This window comes from Mycobacterium sp. NGS48, assembly GCF_059812585.1.
The window spans coordinates 341,216-355,338 of record NZ_JCALCY010000006.1; the positions used below are offsets into that span (position 1 = coordinate 341,216).

At 66.1% G+C, this 14,123-nt stretch carries 17 protein-coding genes and 1 pseudogene; 7 read left to right on the forward strand and 11 right to left on the reverse strand.

Going from position 1 to position 14,123, the window contains the following annotated elements:
- Position 1: 1 nt before the first annotated feature.
- From sufC to AC5Y42_RS14340, 4 genes are read right to left on the reverse strand one after another with little or no spacing between them, the layout of a single operon-like run.
- Entirely contained in the window at positions 2-775 is a 774-nt protein-coding gene (gene sufC, locus AC5Y42_RS14325; protein WP_499898986.1) for a Fe-S cluster assembly ATPase SufC, read from the reverse strand.
- Entirely contained in the window at positions 772-1,959 is a 1,188-nt protein-coding gene (sufD, locus tag AC5Y42_RS14330; RefSeq protein WP_499898988.1) for a Fe-S cluster assembly protein SufD, read from the reverse strand. Before sufD ends, sufC begins: the two co-directional genes overlap by 4 nt.
- Positions 1,956-3,410 carry a Fe-S cluster assembly protein SufB gene (sufB, locus tag AC5Y42_RS14335; RefSeq protein WP_499898989.1) on the reverse strand — a complete coding sequence of 485 codons (1,455 nt, stop codon included), beginning with the start codon at positions 3,408-3,410 and terminating at the stop codon, positions 1,956-1,958. The genes sufD and sufB overlap by 4 nt, the downstream gene beginning before the upstream one ends.
- Entirely contained in the window at positions 3,407-4,183 is a 777-nt protein-coding gene (locus tag AC5Y42_RS14340) for a helix-turn-helix transcriptional regulator (protein ID WP_499898991.1), read from the reverse strand. The genes sufB and AC5Y42_RS14340 overlap by 4 nt, the downstream gene beginning before the upstream one ends.
- Positions 4,184-4,235: 52 nt before the next feature.
- Between AC5Y42_RS14340 and mptB the strand changes: the two genes are divergently transcribed.
- The 4 genes from mptB (at position 4,236) to AC5Y42_RS14360 (ending at position 8,732) form a co-directional block, all read left to right on the forward strand.
- Complete coding sequence (gene mptB / locus AC5Y42_RS14345) at positions 4,236-5,948, forward strand: polyprenol phosphomannose-dependent alpha 1,6 mannosyltransferase MptB (protein WP_499898993.1); 1,713 nt, start codon at positions 4,236-4,238, stop codon at positions 5,946-5,948.
- Complete coding sequence (locus tag AC5Y42_RS14350; RefSeq protein ID WP_499898994.1) at positions 5,945-6,871, forward strand: ABC transporter ATP-binding protein; 927 nt, start codon at positions 5,945-5,947, stop codon at positions 6,869-6,871. Before mptB ends, AC5Y42_RS14350 begins: the two co-directional genes overlap by 4 nt.
- On the forward strand, positions 6,868-7,644 hold the full coding sequence (locus AC5Y42_RS14355) for an ABC transporter permease (protein WP_499898996.1): 777 nt from the start codon (positions 6,868-6,870) through the stop codon (positions 7,642-7,644). Before AC5Y42_RS14350 ends, AC5Y42_RS14355 begins: the two co-directional genes overlap by 4 nt.
- 119 nt (positions 7,645-7,763) lie before the next feature.
- Complete coding sequence (locus tag AC5Y42_RS14360) at positions 7,764-8,732, forward strand: COX15/CtaA family protein (protein ID WP_499899058.1); 969 nt, start codon at positions 7,764-7,766, stop codon at positions 8,730-8,732.
- Here the strand turns inward: AC5Y42_RS14360 and AC5Y42_RS14365 are convergent.
- Positions 8,625-9,344, reverse strand: coding sequence for a DcsG N-terminal domain-containing protein (locus AC5Y42_RS14365; protein WP_499899060.1), 720 nt, complete (start codon positions 9,342-9,344; stop codon positions 8,625-8,627). The two genes, AC5Y42_RS14360 and AC5Y42_RS14365, sit on opposite strands and share 108 nt — an antisense overlap.
- A gap of 31 nt (positions 9,345-9,375) precedes the next feature.
- Here AC5Y42_RS14365 and AC5Y42_RS14370 point away from each other — a divergent pair, with 31 nt between their 5' ends.
- Positions 9,376-10,353, forward strand: coding sequence for a quinone oxidoreductase family protein (locus AC5Y42_RS14370; RefSeq protein WP_499898998.1), 978 nt, complete (start codon positions 9,376-9,378; stop codon positions 10,351-10,353).
- Between the two features lie 122 nt (positions 10,354-10,475).
- Here the strand turns inward: AC5Y42_RS14370 and AC5Y42_RS14375 are convergent, their stop codons facing one another.
- From AC5Y42_RS14375 to rpmB, 5 genes are all read right to left on the reverse strand, one after another.
- The gene (locus tag AC5Y42_RS14375) at positions 10,476-10,670 is read right to left on the reverse strand and encodes a hypothetical protein (protein WP_499898999.1); all 195 of its coding nucleotides are present in this window, start codon (positions 10,668-10,670) and stop codon (positions 10,476-10,478) included.
- Positions 10,671-10,923: 253 nt separating this feature from the next.
- Entirely contained in the window at positions 10,924-11,217 is a 294-nt protein-coding gene (gene rpsR, locus AC5Y42_RS14380) for a 30S ribosomal protein S18 (RefSeq protein WP_499899000.1), read from the reverse strand.
- Positions 11,217-11,522 carry a 30S ribosomal protein S14 gene (gene rpsN / locus AC5Y42_RS14385; RefSeq protein ID WP_499899002.1) on the reverse strand — a complete coding sequence of 102 codons (306 nt, stop codon included), beginning with the start codon at positions 11,520-11,522 and terminating at the stop codon, positions 11,217-11,219. Before rpsN ends, rpsR begins: the two co-directional genes overlap by 1 nt.
- A 2-nt stretch (positions 11,523-11,524) precedes the next feature.
- Positions 11,525-11,689, reverse strand: a complete 165-nt coding sequence (rpmG, locus tag AC5Y42_RS14390) for a 50S ribosomal protein L33 (RefSeq protein WP_499899003.1) — start codon at positions 11,687-11,689, stop codon at positions 11,525-11,527.
- Entirely contained in the window at positions 11,689-11,925 is a 237-nt protein-coding gene (gene rpmB, locus AC5Y42_RS14395) for a 50S ribosomal protein L28 (RefSeq protein ID WP_499899005.1), read from the reverse strand. Before rpmB ends, rpmG begins: the two co-directional genes overlap by 1 nt.
- 105 nt (positions 11,926-12,030) lie before the next feature.
- Here rpmB and mrf point away from each other — a divergent pair, with 105 nt between their 5' ends.
- Both mrf and AC5Y42_RS14405 read left to right on the forward strand, forming a co-directional pair.
- Positions 12,031-13,230 (forward strand): ribosome hibernation factor-recruiting GTPase MRF, encoded by a 1,200-nt coding sequence (gene mrf, locus AC5Y42_RS14400; protein WP_499899006.1) that lies wholly within the window; start codon positions 12,031-12,033, stop codon positions 13,228-13,230.
- Positions 13,230-13,521 (forward strand): annotated as a pseudogene (locus AC5Y42_RS14405) (type B 50S ribosomal protein L31). The gene mrf and the pseudogene AC5Y42_RS14405 overlap by 1 nt, the downstream one beginning before the upstream one ends.
- A gap of 119 nt (positions 13,522-13,640) precedes the next feature.
- Here AC5Y42_RS14405 and AC5Y42_RS14410 read toward each other — a convergent pair.
- Entirely contained in the window at positions 13,641-13,913 is a 273-nt protein-coding gene (locus AC5Y42_RS14410; RefSeq protein ID WP_499899007.1) for an ANTAR domain-containing protein, read from the reverse strand.
- Positions 13,914-14,123 lie beyond the last annotated feature (210 nt).

The following is a 14,123-nucleotide window of genomic DNA, read 5'->3' on the forward strand; positions in this document are numbered from 1 at the left end:
ATTAGACTCCCGTGGCCGCCGCTTGGGTGAATCGCTCGTAACCGTTCTCTTCGAGTTCGTCGGCCAGCTCCGGACCACCGGACTCGATGATTCGACCGCCGATGAAGACGTGCACGAATTGTGGCTGGATGTAGCGCAAGATGCGGGTGTAGTGGGTGATCAGCAGGATGCCGCCGTGCTCGGATTCCGCGTAGCGGTTGACGCCCTCGCTGACCACGCGCAGCGCATCGACGTCCAGCCCGGAGTCGGTTTCGTCGAGGATCGCGATCTTCGGCTTCAGCAGTCCCAGTTGCAGGATCTCGTGCCGCTTCTTCTCCCCGCCGGAGAAGCCCTCGTTGACGCTGCGCTCGGCGAATGCCGGCTCGATGTCGAGGCTGTCCATCGCGGCCTTGACCTCTTTGATCCAGTGCCGCAGTTTCGGCGCCTCGCCGCGCACCGCGGTGGCCGCGCTGCGCAGGAAGTTCGACATCGACACGCCGGGTACCTCGACGGGGTACTGCATGGCCAAAAACAGTCCGGCCCGGGCGCGTTCGTCGACGCTCATCTCGAGCACGTCCTGGCCGTCGAGCGTGATCGAACCGGAGGTCACTCTGTATTTCGGATGCCCCGCGATCGCATACGACAAGGTGGACTTGCCGGAGCCGTTGGGGCCCATCACGGCGTGGGTCTCACCGGATCGCACCGTCAGATTGACGCCGTTGAGAATGGCGATTTCGTCGCCGTCCGCCGGGTTTTCGACACTGACGTGCAGGTCTTTGACTTCCAGAGTGGTCATGAGGCTGTTGCTCTCGATTCTGTGATGGCCAGTTCGTGTTCGATGGCTGTGGTCAGGCGCTCACGTACCTCGGGCACCGCGATCTTGGCGATGATCTCCCCAAAGAAGCCGCGCACCACCAGCCGGCGGGCTTGCTCCTCGGGGATGCCGCGGGCACGTAGATAAAACAGTTGCTCGTCGTCGAATCGTCCGGTGGCGCTGGCGTGTCCGGCGCCGACGATCTCCCCGGTCTCGATCTCGAGATTAGGCACCGAGTCGGCCCGCGCGCCGTCGGTGAGCACCAGGTTTCGGTTCACTTCGAAGGTGTCGGTGCCGGTGGCCTCGGCGCGGATCAGCACGTCACCCACCCAGACGGTGTGTGCGTCGGGGCGGTCCGAGTCCGGATCTCCTTGCAGCGCACCCTTGTACAGCACGTTCGACTGGCAATCGGGTTGGGCATGGTCGATCAGTAGCCGTGATTCGAGGTGCTGGCCGTCGTCGGCGAAGTACAGGCCGAGCAGGCTGGCGTCTCCACCCGGGGCGGCAAACCGGACCCCGCCCGACATCCGCACGACTTCACCACCCAGAGTGACCGCAACATGGCGCAGTACCGCGTCCTTGCCGAGTCGGGCGTGGTGTGCACTGACATGGACGGTGTCGTCGGCCCAGTCGGCGATCCACACCACGGTCAGTCGAGCGGCGTCGTCGATGACGAATTCGACGTTGTCGGCGTAGGTTCCGCTACCGCGGTTGTCGATGACCACGACCGCTTCACCAAGCTCCTCGACCCGGATCTGCAGATGTCCGTAGGCCACCGCGCCCTCGCCGGGACCGGTGACGGCGATCTCCACCGGGTCGGCGATGTGGGTGTCACGGCCTACGGTGACCAACGTCGCGGCGTTGAACGACGAAAACGCCTGGGCGGCAACACGGTCGGCGGGGACACCACCCTGGCCGAGCCGCTCGTCACCACGCCGTACCGTCTCGACCCGCACGCCGGGCTGCTCGGTGACGACGATTTTCGCGCTGCCATTTGCCAACGCCGAACCGTCGTGCAGTCCGCGCAACCGCCGCAGCGGGGTGAACCGCCAGGTCTCGTCACGGCCGCGTGGTACCTCGAAGGCGTCCACGTCGAACGACGCGAACTGCTCCCCCTTGTTCAGCGCCGGAGTTTCCAGGGCCGCTGTCAGATTTTCAGCCGTCATCCGACAGCGCCCTCCATTTGCAGCTCGATCAGTCGGTTGAGCTCGAGCGCATACTCCATCGGCAGCTCCTTGGCGATCGGCTCGACAAAGCCGCGCACCACCATCGCCATCGCCTCGTCCTCGCCGAGACCGCGGCTCATCAGGTAGAACAACTGGTTGTCGCTGACCTTGGACACCGTGGCCTCGTGACCCATCGTCACGTCGTCCTCGCGGATGTCGACGTACGGGTAGGTGTCGCTGCGGCTGATGTCATCGACCAGCAGCGCATCGCATTTCACACTTGCCCGAGACCCGTGCGAGCCCTTGTGCACCTCGACCAGACCGCGGTAAGAGGAGCGGCCGCCGCCGCGCGCCACCGACTTGGACACGATGTTGCTCGACGTGTTGGGCGCCAGATGCAGCATCTTGGCACCGGTGTCCTGGTGTTGATCCTCGCCGGCGAATGCCACCGACAGCACCTCGCCCTTGGCGTGCTCGCCGGTCATCCACACCGCGGGGTACTTCATGGTGACCTTAGAGCCGATGTTGCCGTCGACCCACTCCATGGTGGCGCCCGCCTCGGCACGCGCCCGCTTGGTCACCAGGTTGTAGACGTTGTTCGACCAGTTCTGAATCGTGGTGTAACGGCACCGGCCGCCAGGCTTGACGACGATCTCCACCACCGCCGAGTGCAGCGAAGCCGACGAGTACACCGGCGCGGTACAGCCCTCCACGTAATGCACGTAGGCGTCCTCGTCGACGATGATCAGCGTCCGTTCGAACTGGCCCATGTTCTCGGTGTTGATCCGGAAATAGGCCTGCAGCGGGATGTCGACGTGTACGCCCGGCGGCACGTAAATGAACGACCCGCCGCTCCACACCGCGCTGTTCAGCGCGGAGAACTTGTTGTCGCCCGCCGGGATCACGGTGCCGAAGTACTGCTTGAAGATGTCCTCGTGCTGCCGCAGACCGGAGTCGGTGTCCAGGAAGATAACCCCTTGTGCTTCAAGGTCTTCGCGGATCTTGTGGTACACCACCTCGGACTCGTACTGGGCCGCAACCCCGGCCACGTAGCGGTTCTTCTCGGCTTCTGGGATGCCCAGCCGGTCGTAGGTGTTGCGGATGTCCTCGGGCAAGTCCTCCCAAGTCTGGGCCTGCGCCTCGGTGGACCGCACGAAGTACTTGATGTTGTCGAAGTCGATGCCACTGAGGTCGGAGCCCCAAGTCGGCATCGGCTTCTTGAGGAAGGTCCGCAGCGCCCGCAGCCGGCTGTTCAGCATCCACTCCGGTTCGTTCTTCTTCGCCGAGATGTCACGCACCACCGCCTCGGAAAGCCCACGCTTGGCGCTGGCACCCGCGGTGTCGGAGTCGGCCCAGCCGTACTCGTAGCGGCCCAGCGAGGCGATGGCCTCCTCCTGGGTCAACTGCCCTGCGGCGGCAGCGGCCTTGGTGGCCTCTGGGGTGAGAGTCATAACGACGCTCCTTCGGTGCTGTTGGTGGCTTCGGAGCGGGCTGCGCGCCGAAGTGTGGGCTGGTTGATGTCGGTGGTGAGTGGAACATGGGTCGTACAGACACAGTCGCCGTTGACGATGGTCGCCAACCGCTGGACATGGGTCCCGAGTACCTCGGCCATGGCCTGCTGTTCGGCTTCGCACAATTGCGGGAATTCCTCGGCCACGTGCGACACCGGGCAGTGGTGCTGGCAGATCTGCACACCGTGAATCGGGCCGTCGACCCGTGTCGTCGTCGCGACGTACCCGGCCTCGGTCAACGCGCCGGCGATCCGCCCGGCGGCCGCCTCGACATCGGCTTCGGCATCGGAATCGGCTTGGTCGACGTCGGACAGAATCGCATCGATGCGCTGCCGGGCGAAGGTGCGAACCGCGTCCTCACCACCGATTTCACGCAACTGTCGCATCGCCGCTGAGGCCAGGTCGTCGTAGCTGTGGTCCAACTTGGCGCGGCCCGCCGCAGTCAGCCGGTACCGCTTCGCGGGCCGGCCCCGTCCAACCTGCTGCCAGGCCGCTGCAGGAACCGACTCCGCCTCCCCCGCATCAATCAGCGCGTCGAGATGGCGCCGAACCCCGGCCGCGGACAAACCCAGCCGATCACCGATTTTGCCTGCCGTGACCGACCCAGATTCCAGCAGCAACCGCACGACGGCGCCTCGGGTGTGGCCGTCGTGTGTCGATGACGCGGCTGCGACCGCATCCGACGGGATTTTCACAACACCAGTGTGACGCAATTCCCGCGCTGGGTAAAGCGGGGCTGGCCTGCGCGGCGGTTACGCTGCACTGGTGGCAGCCCGCCAACACACGCTGAGTTCATCGATTGCCAGTTGGCATGGCGACGAACAGGCTGTGGGCTCGCCGCTCAACGATAGTGAACTGGTCGCGGTCCGACGCACCCGGTTGTTCGGCGCGACCGGCACGGTGTTGATGGCGATCGGCGCGCTGGGGGCCGGCGCTCGGCCGGTGGTGCAGGACCCGACGTTCGGGGTTCGGCTGCTCAACCTGCCGTCGCGCATCCAGACGGTGTCGCTGACGATGACCACCACCGGCGCGGTGATGATGGCGCTGGCCTGGCTGATGCTGGGCCGGTTCGCGCTGGGCGACCGGCGGATGTCGCGCGGCGACCTGGACCGAACGCTGCTGTTGTGGGTGGTGCCGTTGCTGGTGGCGCCGCCGATGTACAGCAAGGACGTCTACTCCTACCTGGCGCAAAGCCAGATCTGCCGAGAAGGTCTCGACCCCTACCGGGTCGGCCCGGCCCCAGGCCTGGGCCTCGGTCACGTGTTCACGCTGTCGGTGCCCAGCCTGTGGCGGGAGACGCCTGCGCCCTACGGGCCGCTGTTCTTGTGGGTGGGCCGCGGGATTTCCGAGCTGACCGGGGAAAACATCGTCGCCGCCGTGCTGTGCCATCGGCTGGTGGTGTTGATCGGCGTCGGCCTGATCGTGTGGGCGACCCCGCGGCTGGCCCGTCGCTGCGGGGTGGCCGAGGTCAGCGCGTTGTGGTTGGGCGCGGCCAATCCGCTGCTGATCATGCATCTGGTGGCCGGGATCCACAACGAGGCGCTGATGCTCGGCCTGATGCTGACCGGCACCGAGTTCGCGCTGCGCGGCCTCGACTCGGGGCGGGCGCTGCTGCCTCACCACCTGGCGCGACATCGAAGTCAACGCCAGGACTGGACGCCGCTGGGCATGCTGGTGGGCGGTGCGGTGCTGATCACGCTGTCCTCGCAGGTGAAGTTGCCGTCGCTGCTCGCGCTGGGATTTGTGGCGATGGCCCTGGCCTACCGCTGGGGCGGCAACCTACGAGCGCTCTTCCTGGCCGGCGGGCTGATGACCGGGTTGGCACTGGCGGTCATGGCTGTGGTCGGCTGGGCCAGCCGGCTCGGCTTCGGCTGGATCTACACGCTGGGCACCGCCAATGTGGTGCGCAGCTGGATGTCGCCGCCGACGCTGTTGGCGCTGGGTACCGGGCAAGTCGGGATTTTGCTGGGGCTGGGCGACCACACCACCGCCGTGTTGTCGCTGACCCGGGGCATCGGTGTGCTGATCATCGCGGTGATGGTGGCCTGGCTGCTGGTGGCGGTGTTCCGCGGCCGATTGCATCCGGTCGGCGGACTCGGCGTCGCGCTGGGCATCACGGTGCTGTTGTTTCCGGTGGTGCAGCCGTGGTATCTGCTGTGGGCGATCATCCCGCTGGCCGCCTGGGCCACCCGCCCCAGCTTCCGGGTCGCGGCGATCGTGGTCACGATCGTCGTCGGCGTTTTCGGCCCGACCGCGAACGGCGATCGCTTCGCGTTGTTCCAGATCGTCGACGCCACTGTGGCCAGCACGATCATCGTGCTGGCGCTGATCGCCGTAACGTACACCCGATTGCCATGGCGGGCGCTGCCGAGCGCCGGCCGCGAGCTGATTCACGACGCGGTGGCCCCGGATGTGGTGAGCGCCACCGAGACCCGGCAACCCACACCCGTACCTGACGCTTACGCTGAATCCCCGTGAGCTCGGATGTCCGCGTGCGGTTGCGCGGGGTCTGCAAGCAGTACGGGTCGACAACCGCCGTGGCCAACCTCGACCTCGACGTGCACACCGCTGAGGTGTTCGCGCTGCTGGGACCCAACGGCGCCGGCAAGACGACAACCGTCGAGATGTGCGAAGGTTTCGTTCGCCCGGACGCCGGCAGCATCGAGGTGCTCGGCCTGAATCCGATCGCCGACAACGCCCGGCTGCGGGAACGGATCGGCGTGATGTTGCAGGGCGGCGGCGGCTACCCGGCCGCGCGCGCCGGCGAGATGCTCGACTTGGTTGCCGCCTATGCCGCCGACCCGCTGGATCCGCAGTGGCTACTGAGCACGTTGGGTCTGACCGACGCGGCGCGAACCACCTACCGGCGGCTATCGGGTGGCCAGCAGCAGCGGCTGGCGTTGGCCTGCGCCCTGGTCGGCCGCCCCGAACTGGTGTTTCTCGACGAGCCCACCGCCGGCATGGACGCGCACGCCCGGTTGACGGTGTGGGAGCTGATCGACGCGCTGCGCCGCGACGGCGTGACGGTGGTGCTGACCACCCATCAACTCAAGGAAGCCGAAGAGCTCGCCGACCGGCTGGTAATCATCGACCACGGCGCCACCGTGGCGGCCGGGACGCCGGCCGAACTCATGCGCAGCGGCGCCAAAGACCAGCTGCGATTCAGCGCCCCGCCGCGGCTTGACCTGTCGCTGCTGGTCTCGGCGCTGCCCGAGGACTATCAGGCGACCGAGAAGGCGCCGGGCGAGTACTTGGTCGAGGGCCCGGTGGACCCGCAGGTGCTGGCTACCGTGACGGCATGGTGCGCGCAAATCGACGTGCTGGCCACCGGCATGCGGGTGGAGCAGCGCAGCCTCGAAGACGTGTTTCTGGATCTGACCGGGCGGGAGCTGCGCTCATGAGTGAGACGCTATTCCCGCCGGGCACCTTCACACCCAATCCGCACCCCAACACCATGCAGCGGATGCTGACCGCGCAGTTCACCCTGGAGCTCAAGCTGCTGTTGCGCAACGGTGAGCAACTGCTGCTCACCATGTTCATTCCGATCACCCTGCTGGTGGGGCTCACGCTACTGCCGCTGGGGTCATTCGGCGACGACCGCGCAGCCACTTTCGTCCCGGTGATCATGGCGCTGGCGGTGATTTCCACCGCATTCACCGGCCAGGCCATCGCGGTCGCATTCGATCGCCGCTACGGCGCGCTCAAACGGCTGGGAGCCACCGCGCTGCCGGTATGGGGAATCATCGCCGGCAAGTCGCTGGCGGTTGTAACCGTGGTGTTCTTGCAGTCAATCATCTTGGGCGGCATCGGTTTTGGGCTCGGATGGCGCCCACATGTCGCGGGTCTGGCGTTGGGCGCCGTCATCATCGCGCTCGGCACGGCGGGCTTCGCCGCGCTGGGGCTGTTGCTGGGCGGCACGCTGCGCGCCGAGATTGTTCTGGCAGTCGCCAACCTGCTGTGGTTCGTCTTCGCCGGGTTGGGCGCGTTGACCCTGGATATGGAAACGGTCCCGACCGCCGTCAAGTGGGCCGCCCGGCTCACTCCCTCCGGTGCGCTGACCGAGGGGCTGTCCCAGGCGATGAACGTGTCGGTCGACTGGTTCGGCATCGTCGTGCTGGCGGTGTGGGGAGCGCTGGGCGGGCTGGCCGCATTGCGCTGGTTTCGCTTCACCTGAGAGCAGGCACGCGTGAGCCCACAATCCCTACTACGTGATGTAGTTATTCGTCGCCTACGATCGAAGTCGTGATCATGCCCGTCGGACGATGGCTGCTGCGACTGGTGGATCTGCTGCCCATGCCCAGCCTGCGCGCCCAGCGGGTCATCGCCGCGTTAGTCATCCTGACCCAGGGCGGCATCGCGGTCACCGGCGCGATCGTCCGCGTCACCGCATCCGGGTTGGGTTGTCCCACCTGGCCGCAGTGCTTCCCCGGCAGTTTCACCCCGGTCGCCGTCGCAGAGGTGCCCCGGATTCATCAGGCGGTCGAATTCGGCAACCGCATGGTGACTTTCGCCGTCGTCATCGCCGCCGCATTGGCGGTGTTAGCCGTCACCCGCGCCCGCCGTCGCACCGAGGTCCTCGTCTACGCCTGGTTGATGCCCGCCTCGACGGTGCTACAGGCGGTGATCGGCGGCATCACCGTGCTCACCGGTCTGCTGTGGTGGACAGTGGCAGTCCATCTGCTGGCGTCGATGACGATGGTGTGGCTGGCCGTCCTGCTCTACGTCAAGGTGGGTGAACCCGACGACGGTGTCATTACCCGCCGGGTGGTGGCACCGCTGCGCGGGCTCACGGCACTCAGCGCGGTCACGTTGGCCGCGGTGCTGGTGACCGGCACGCTGGTCACCGCGGCGGGCCCGCACGCCGGCGATACCAGCCCGCTACGGACGGTGCCGCGGCTGAAGATCGAGGTCACCACGCTGGTGCATATGCATTCATCGCTGCTGGTGGCCTACCTGGCACTGCTGGTCGGGCTCGGCTTCGGGCTGCTGGCGGTGCATGCGCCCAAGCCGGTGCTGTTGCGGCTGGGCGTCCTGATCCTGCTGGTCTGTGGGCAAGGCGTGGTCGGCACCGTGCAGTTTTTCACCGGGGTGCCGCCCGCACTGGTGGCGCTGCATGTCGCCGGCGCGGCCGTGTGCACCGCGGCGACGGCCGCGTTATGGGCGTCGATGCGAGAACGGGCCCAGGCCCAGCCGCTCCAGGGCGGACTCGACGCACACGGCGAACTGGCGCTCGGCGACCTCACGTCCAGCGTGGTCCAGTAGTTTCCACCCCAGCGCCGGCCCGACCAGATCAAGACCCACCAACCGCGCATCACCCGGGCCGCCGGTGACATCGGCGCGCGCGTAGAGCAACGCGTCGGTGCCGGTCCCCAGGTGTTGGGCGGCGGCGCTCAGCGCGGCATAGCCGACGTCCCACAGTTCGAAGTCGACGTCCACCGACCGTCGCCGGGTGAACGCGTGGGATTGCGTGCCGCCCAGAAAAACCAGCGCCGTCGCCTCGCCGACCGCGTCCCGCTGTGTCGGCACCCCGGCGTTCTCCAGATCGCGCAGGTATTGCTCGTTGGTGTTCCAGGCCACGACGTCGGGCGCATTGAGCAGATTGGGCACGCGTCTGCTCCAGGCCAAGAACTCGTCGAGTCGGTCGTCGGCGGCCGCGCGCAAAATCACCAGGTCGGCGCGCATGGTGTCCGGGTCGTCCCACGACATCCAGCGAGCGTGCAAACCGCGCTTGCGCAGCGCCGCGACCAGTCCGTCCTCGTCACCGGCCGCGGCTGAATGCCCCGCTCCTCCTCGTGCCGCCCCGCGGCCCGCATCGTCGCCGGGCGCGGCCAGCACGATCCGAGGATGACGAATGTCGGGGCGGGCCAACTTCATGCGCACTTCACACTTGCGGATGATAGTGGGCATGCATGCAATCGAAGTCGCCGAAACCGGTGGGCCGGAAGTCCTGCGCTATGTCGACAAGCCGCGGCCCTCTCCCGCGGCCGGCGAAGTGCTCATCAAGGCCGAAGCGATCGGCGTCAATTTCATCGACACTTATTTCCGGTCCGGCCAGTACCCGCGCGAGCTACCGTTCATCCTCGGCACCGAGGTGGCCGGGACCGTGGCGGCCGTCGGCGACGGTGTGACGGCCTTGGCGGTCGACGACCGGGTCGTGACCGCAACCGCGTCGGGCGCCTATGCCGAATTCTGCATGGCACCAGCTGAATTCGTGGCTCGTGTGCCGTCCGCCGTCGATTTTGACGTCGCGGCCTCGGCGCTGCTGAAGGGAATGACCGCCCACTACCTCCTCAAGTCGGTCTATCCGGCCCAGCCCGACGACACCGTGTTGGTGCACGCGGGAGCAGGCGGGGTGGGCCAGATCCTGACGCAGTGGGCGGCCAGCTTGGGCATCCGGGTGATCACCACCGTGTCGACGCCGGCCAAAGCCGAGCTGTCCCGGCAAGCCGGCGCTGCCGAGGTACTGGACTACCCCGGTGACGACGTCGACGAATTCGCCAGGTGGATAAGCGATTTGACCGACGGCGCCGGTGTCGCCGCCGTGTATGACGGTGTCGGGGCCAGCACCTTCGACGCCAGCCTGGCCAGTCTTGCGGTGCGCGGGACGTTGGCTTTGTTCGGCGCGGCCAGCGGTCCGGTCCCGCCGGTTGACCCGCAGCGACTCAACGCTGCCGGCTCGGTATATCTGACCCGGCCGTCACTAGTCCACTTCACCCGTACTGGCGAGGAATTCGCTTGGCGCACCGGCGAATTGTTCGACGCTATTGCCGCGGGCTCGATCAACGTGACCGTCAGCGAACGCTATCCGCTAGCCGATGCCGCTCGAGCGCACCGCGATCTGCAGGGGCGCAAAACGGTCGGCTCGATCGTGCTGGTGCCTTAGCCGTCGGTTAAGCCGCCTTGCCCGCCGAGAGCCAGCTGCGCCACGCCATTCGCGATCGGCGCCCCGCCTCCGAACTCAGCACGGGCGAATTCGACCACTCGGTCGCGAATGCTCTCGCTGACTCAATTGGTCCGGCCAGAAGTGCGGGCCCACCACTGGTGGCGATTCAGCTGCCGCGGCATGGGTATGTGTTCCCACTGACCGAGCTCCAGCCAATCGCGCACGGCGGCTGCCTCGTCATGGTCGGTGATAGGACCTACCCAGTGAGCGGGCCCGCTGGCGATGCGGTCCTTCGTGCAGGGCTGGATCACAGCCATGATTCCGCACCCAGTCTCTCGCGACGCACATGTGACAGGGCCGAGCATGCAGGCGGCGGAAATGAGCATGGCGTGTGGGCAGCGTCGGATTGCGGGACGCAGTTCGTCGATGACCGACAGATGGTGGTCGACCGCACAGGCGGCGCAGACAACAACGGTAAACGGGCGGTCGGTTCCGCGGCGCGGGGGCGTCAACGAGAAGTGCTTTCACAGATCTGGGCGAGGCCAGCGCCGAGGCATGTCGTACCCAATCCTATGTTCCTCCTTGAGGTCCCGGTTGATCAGCGCTTCCTGGCCGTCCGGGATACGGCAACAACGCCATCTCCCGTGCGTTCTTGATCGCGGCGCTGACCTGACGTTGCTGCCGAACGGTCAGCCCTGTGACCTGCCGGGAGCGAATCTTGCCGCGGTCTGAGATGAACACACGCAGCGCGGTGGTGTCTTTGTAATCGACGGCCTCGAGGCCGAGACGAGCGAGAAGATTCTGCTTGGCGCGCCGTGCTTCCGGCTGAGCGGTAGGACGAGCGCGCCGATATTCCCTGGGCACTACCAGCTGGCCTTCCGGACGCCGGGCAATTGGCCCGCATGAGCCAGCGCACGAACACGCACCCTCGACAACCCGAATTTGCGCAAATGCCCGCGAGGCCGCCCGTCGACGGCGTCGCGGTTGCGTAACCGGACTGGACTGGCATCGCGGGGGTGGCGCGCCAACTCACGCTGGGCCGCCGCTCGTTGCTCCGTGGTGGTCAACGGTGAGCGGATTATCTCTTTGAGTTCCACGCGGCGCTGCGCGTAGCGGGCCACGATCGCGCGCCGGCGTTCGTTCGCGACGATCTTGGATTTCTTGGCCACGCTCACCGCTCCTCTCGAAAGTCGACGTGCCGACGGATCACCGGATCGTATTTACGCAAAACCAGCCGGTCTGGATCGTTGCGCCGGTTCTTCCGTGTCACATAGGTGTATCCGGTGTCTGCCGTCGAACGGAGTTTGACGATCGGACGGACCTCGTTGCGCGCCATCAGATCCGCTGCCCTTCGCGGCGCAACCGTGCCACGACGGCTTCGACGCCGTCGCGGTCGATGACCTTGATCCCTTTGGCGCTGACCCGCAGCCGGATCCTCCGGTCTTCCGAGGGCAGGTAGTAAGTCTTGCGTTGGATATTCGGTGACCAGCGCCGACGGGTTCGGCGATGCGAATGCGACACGGCGTTACCGAATCCCGGTTCCCGGCCGGTCACTTGGCAACGAGCGGACACTGCGGACCTCCTTGACATCTTATTGAAAATGATTTTCGACAAGCACTGCGGGAGACGGTACCGTACGAGGAGACCAAATGAAAATGATTATCAATAAGGAGCCCAATGCGAACGCCGGTCATCCTGGTCGCCGGCCAGCAGGAGACCGACCGCGTCGTGGGAACGTTGCTGCGCGCCTCGGGGACGCTGGTCGTTGAACATCGGTTCGACGGCCATGTCGTGCGCAGATCAATGGTGACGTTGCGGCATGGCGTGTTGACGACCACCGAGAGTGGGCTCGAGCTCGCACACGGCTGCGTGTCATGCACTATCCGTAACGACTTGCTGGTGTTGCTGCGTCAGCTACACCGCCGCACCGAGGTCGACCGCGTTGTGGTGCACCTGGCGCCGTGGCTGGAACCCGAGCCGATCTGCTTGGCGATCAACCACGTCCCGGTGCGCGTGGCACCGGGATATGTGGACGGGCCTGCAGCGTTGGACGTGTCGATTGCCGCAGTCGTCACGTGTGCCGATTCGTCGGTATGGCTAAGCCAAGCACTTGGTCATGCATTGCTCGACGACGGACGCACAGTGGCCCAGGTAGTGGTCGGACAGGCCGAATTCGCTGACGCGATTGTGCTCAACGGCGCCGACCCGTTGCTCGGCGCCGCGCTGCGCCGCCTGGCGCCCCGCGCGCACATTCGAGTTGGCGCCGAGGGCATCGACGAAGCGCTGCAGAACTTGTACCGCGATGCACGACAAGGCCGAAGCGACGATCCACATGGTCCACTGTTGGCCGGGCAGCCGCCGCTGGCTCCTCGGGGGCCGGTCAGCCTTGTCGAGTTCAATGCTCGGCGTCCCTTTCATCCGCAACGCCTGCATGAAACTCTGGATTTGCTGCTCGACGGCGTGATTCGAACCCGGGGTCGGCTCTGGCTGGCCAGCCAACCCGACCAGGCGATGTGGCTGGAGTCTGCCGGCGGCGGGCTGCGGGTCAGTTCGGCCGGCAGGTGGCTGGCCGCGCTCTCAACATCTCAGCTGTCCGGAGTTGATGCCGAGCGCCGTGCTCTGAGCGAGCTCGGCTGGGATGACCGCCACGGCGACCGGCACACCGCAATGACCATTTTGGTTTGCGGAGCCGATGCGGACGAAATTCGCGACGGCCTGAACGGCGCATTGCTCACCGACGACGAGTACGCCTCCCCCGATGCCTGGATGCACTACGACGATCCGTTCGGTGACTGGCACGAAGACCCGTGTACGGACCTGAACAGTCCAGATGGCGATGTACCCGCCGCCCCCCACGCCGAGAATGGAGATCGTTGATGAAACCTGATATTCACCCCGACTACCACCCAGTGGTCTTCCAAGATGCCACTACCGGCGCAACGTTTCTGACCCGATCGACTATTACCAGTTCGCGCACAATTGAGTGGGAATCGCCACAAGGGGCTGCGCACCTATCCACTTGTCGTCGTTGACGTGACGTCGGATTCACATCCATTTTGGACCGGTGGGCGCCGAATCGTTGACAGCGCTGGACAAGTGGAGAAATTTCACCGCCGCTACGGCAGCCGTCAGCAGTCAGCACCCACGCGCGGCGATGCCACTCGCTGAAAACCGCTTGCCTGCACGGTGTTAACGCCGCTGGACACCTGCGCGGATGGGTCTGTCAAAACAGCTTCTGTGACGTGATGCGCTGAGCGCATACGCGGGGGTTCCGCTGCCCACCGGATTCAACTGCTGCGGCCAGCGGGCGATCGCAGTAGCGCGTCCCAGTAGGCCGCCACCTCGCCCGCGGCCGAATCGACATCACTGGTGACCCGGGCGAGTAATGCCCGGGACACCCCTCCGAGGCCGACCCCGGTGGCCCGCACGACAGCTGCGATCTCGGCAAACGCCTCCTCCGCCGAATAGCGTCGGACAGCCATGAGAACGCCGATCGCCTGATCGATCTCGCGTCGAGAGTGGTGGTGTTCGCCCGGCCGGCAGTTGGGCATGTAGCTCATCGTCTCGTCTAGCCTTGTCCAGTTCTTCAGTGCAAGAACACCGCATGGTTCCCGAAGGACCGCGACCCGCCTACGCGGCCGGCGGTCCGCGGCGGCACGGCGTCAGTCAATTCCGCTCAGCCACGAAAGAAGAGACACCCGCGGTAATGACCGGCAGCCGGACAGTAGTTTTCGCCACAACCGTTGGTAATAGGAACTTGTCGCTTGGTT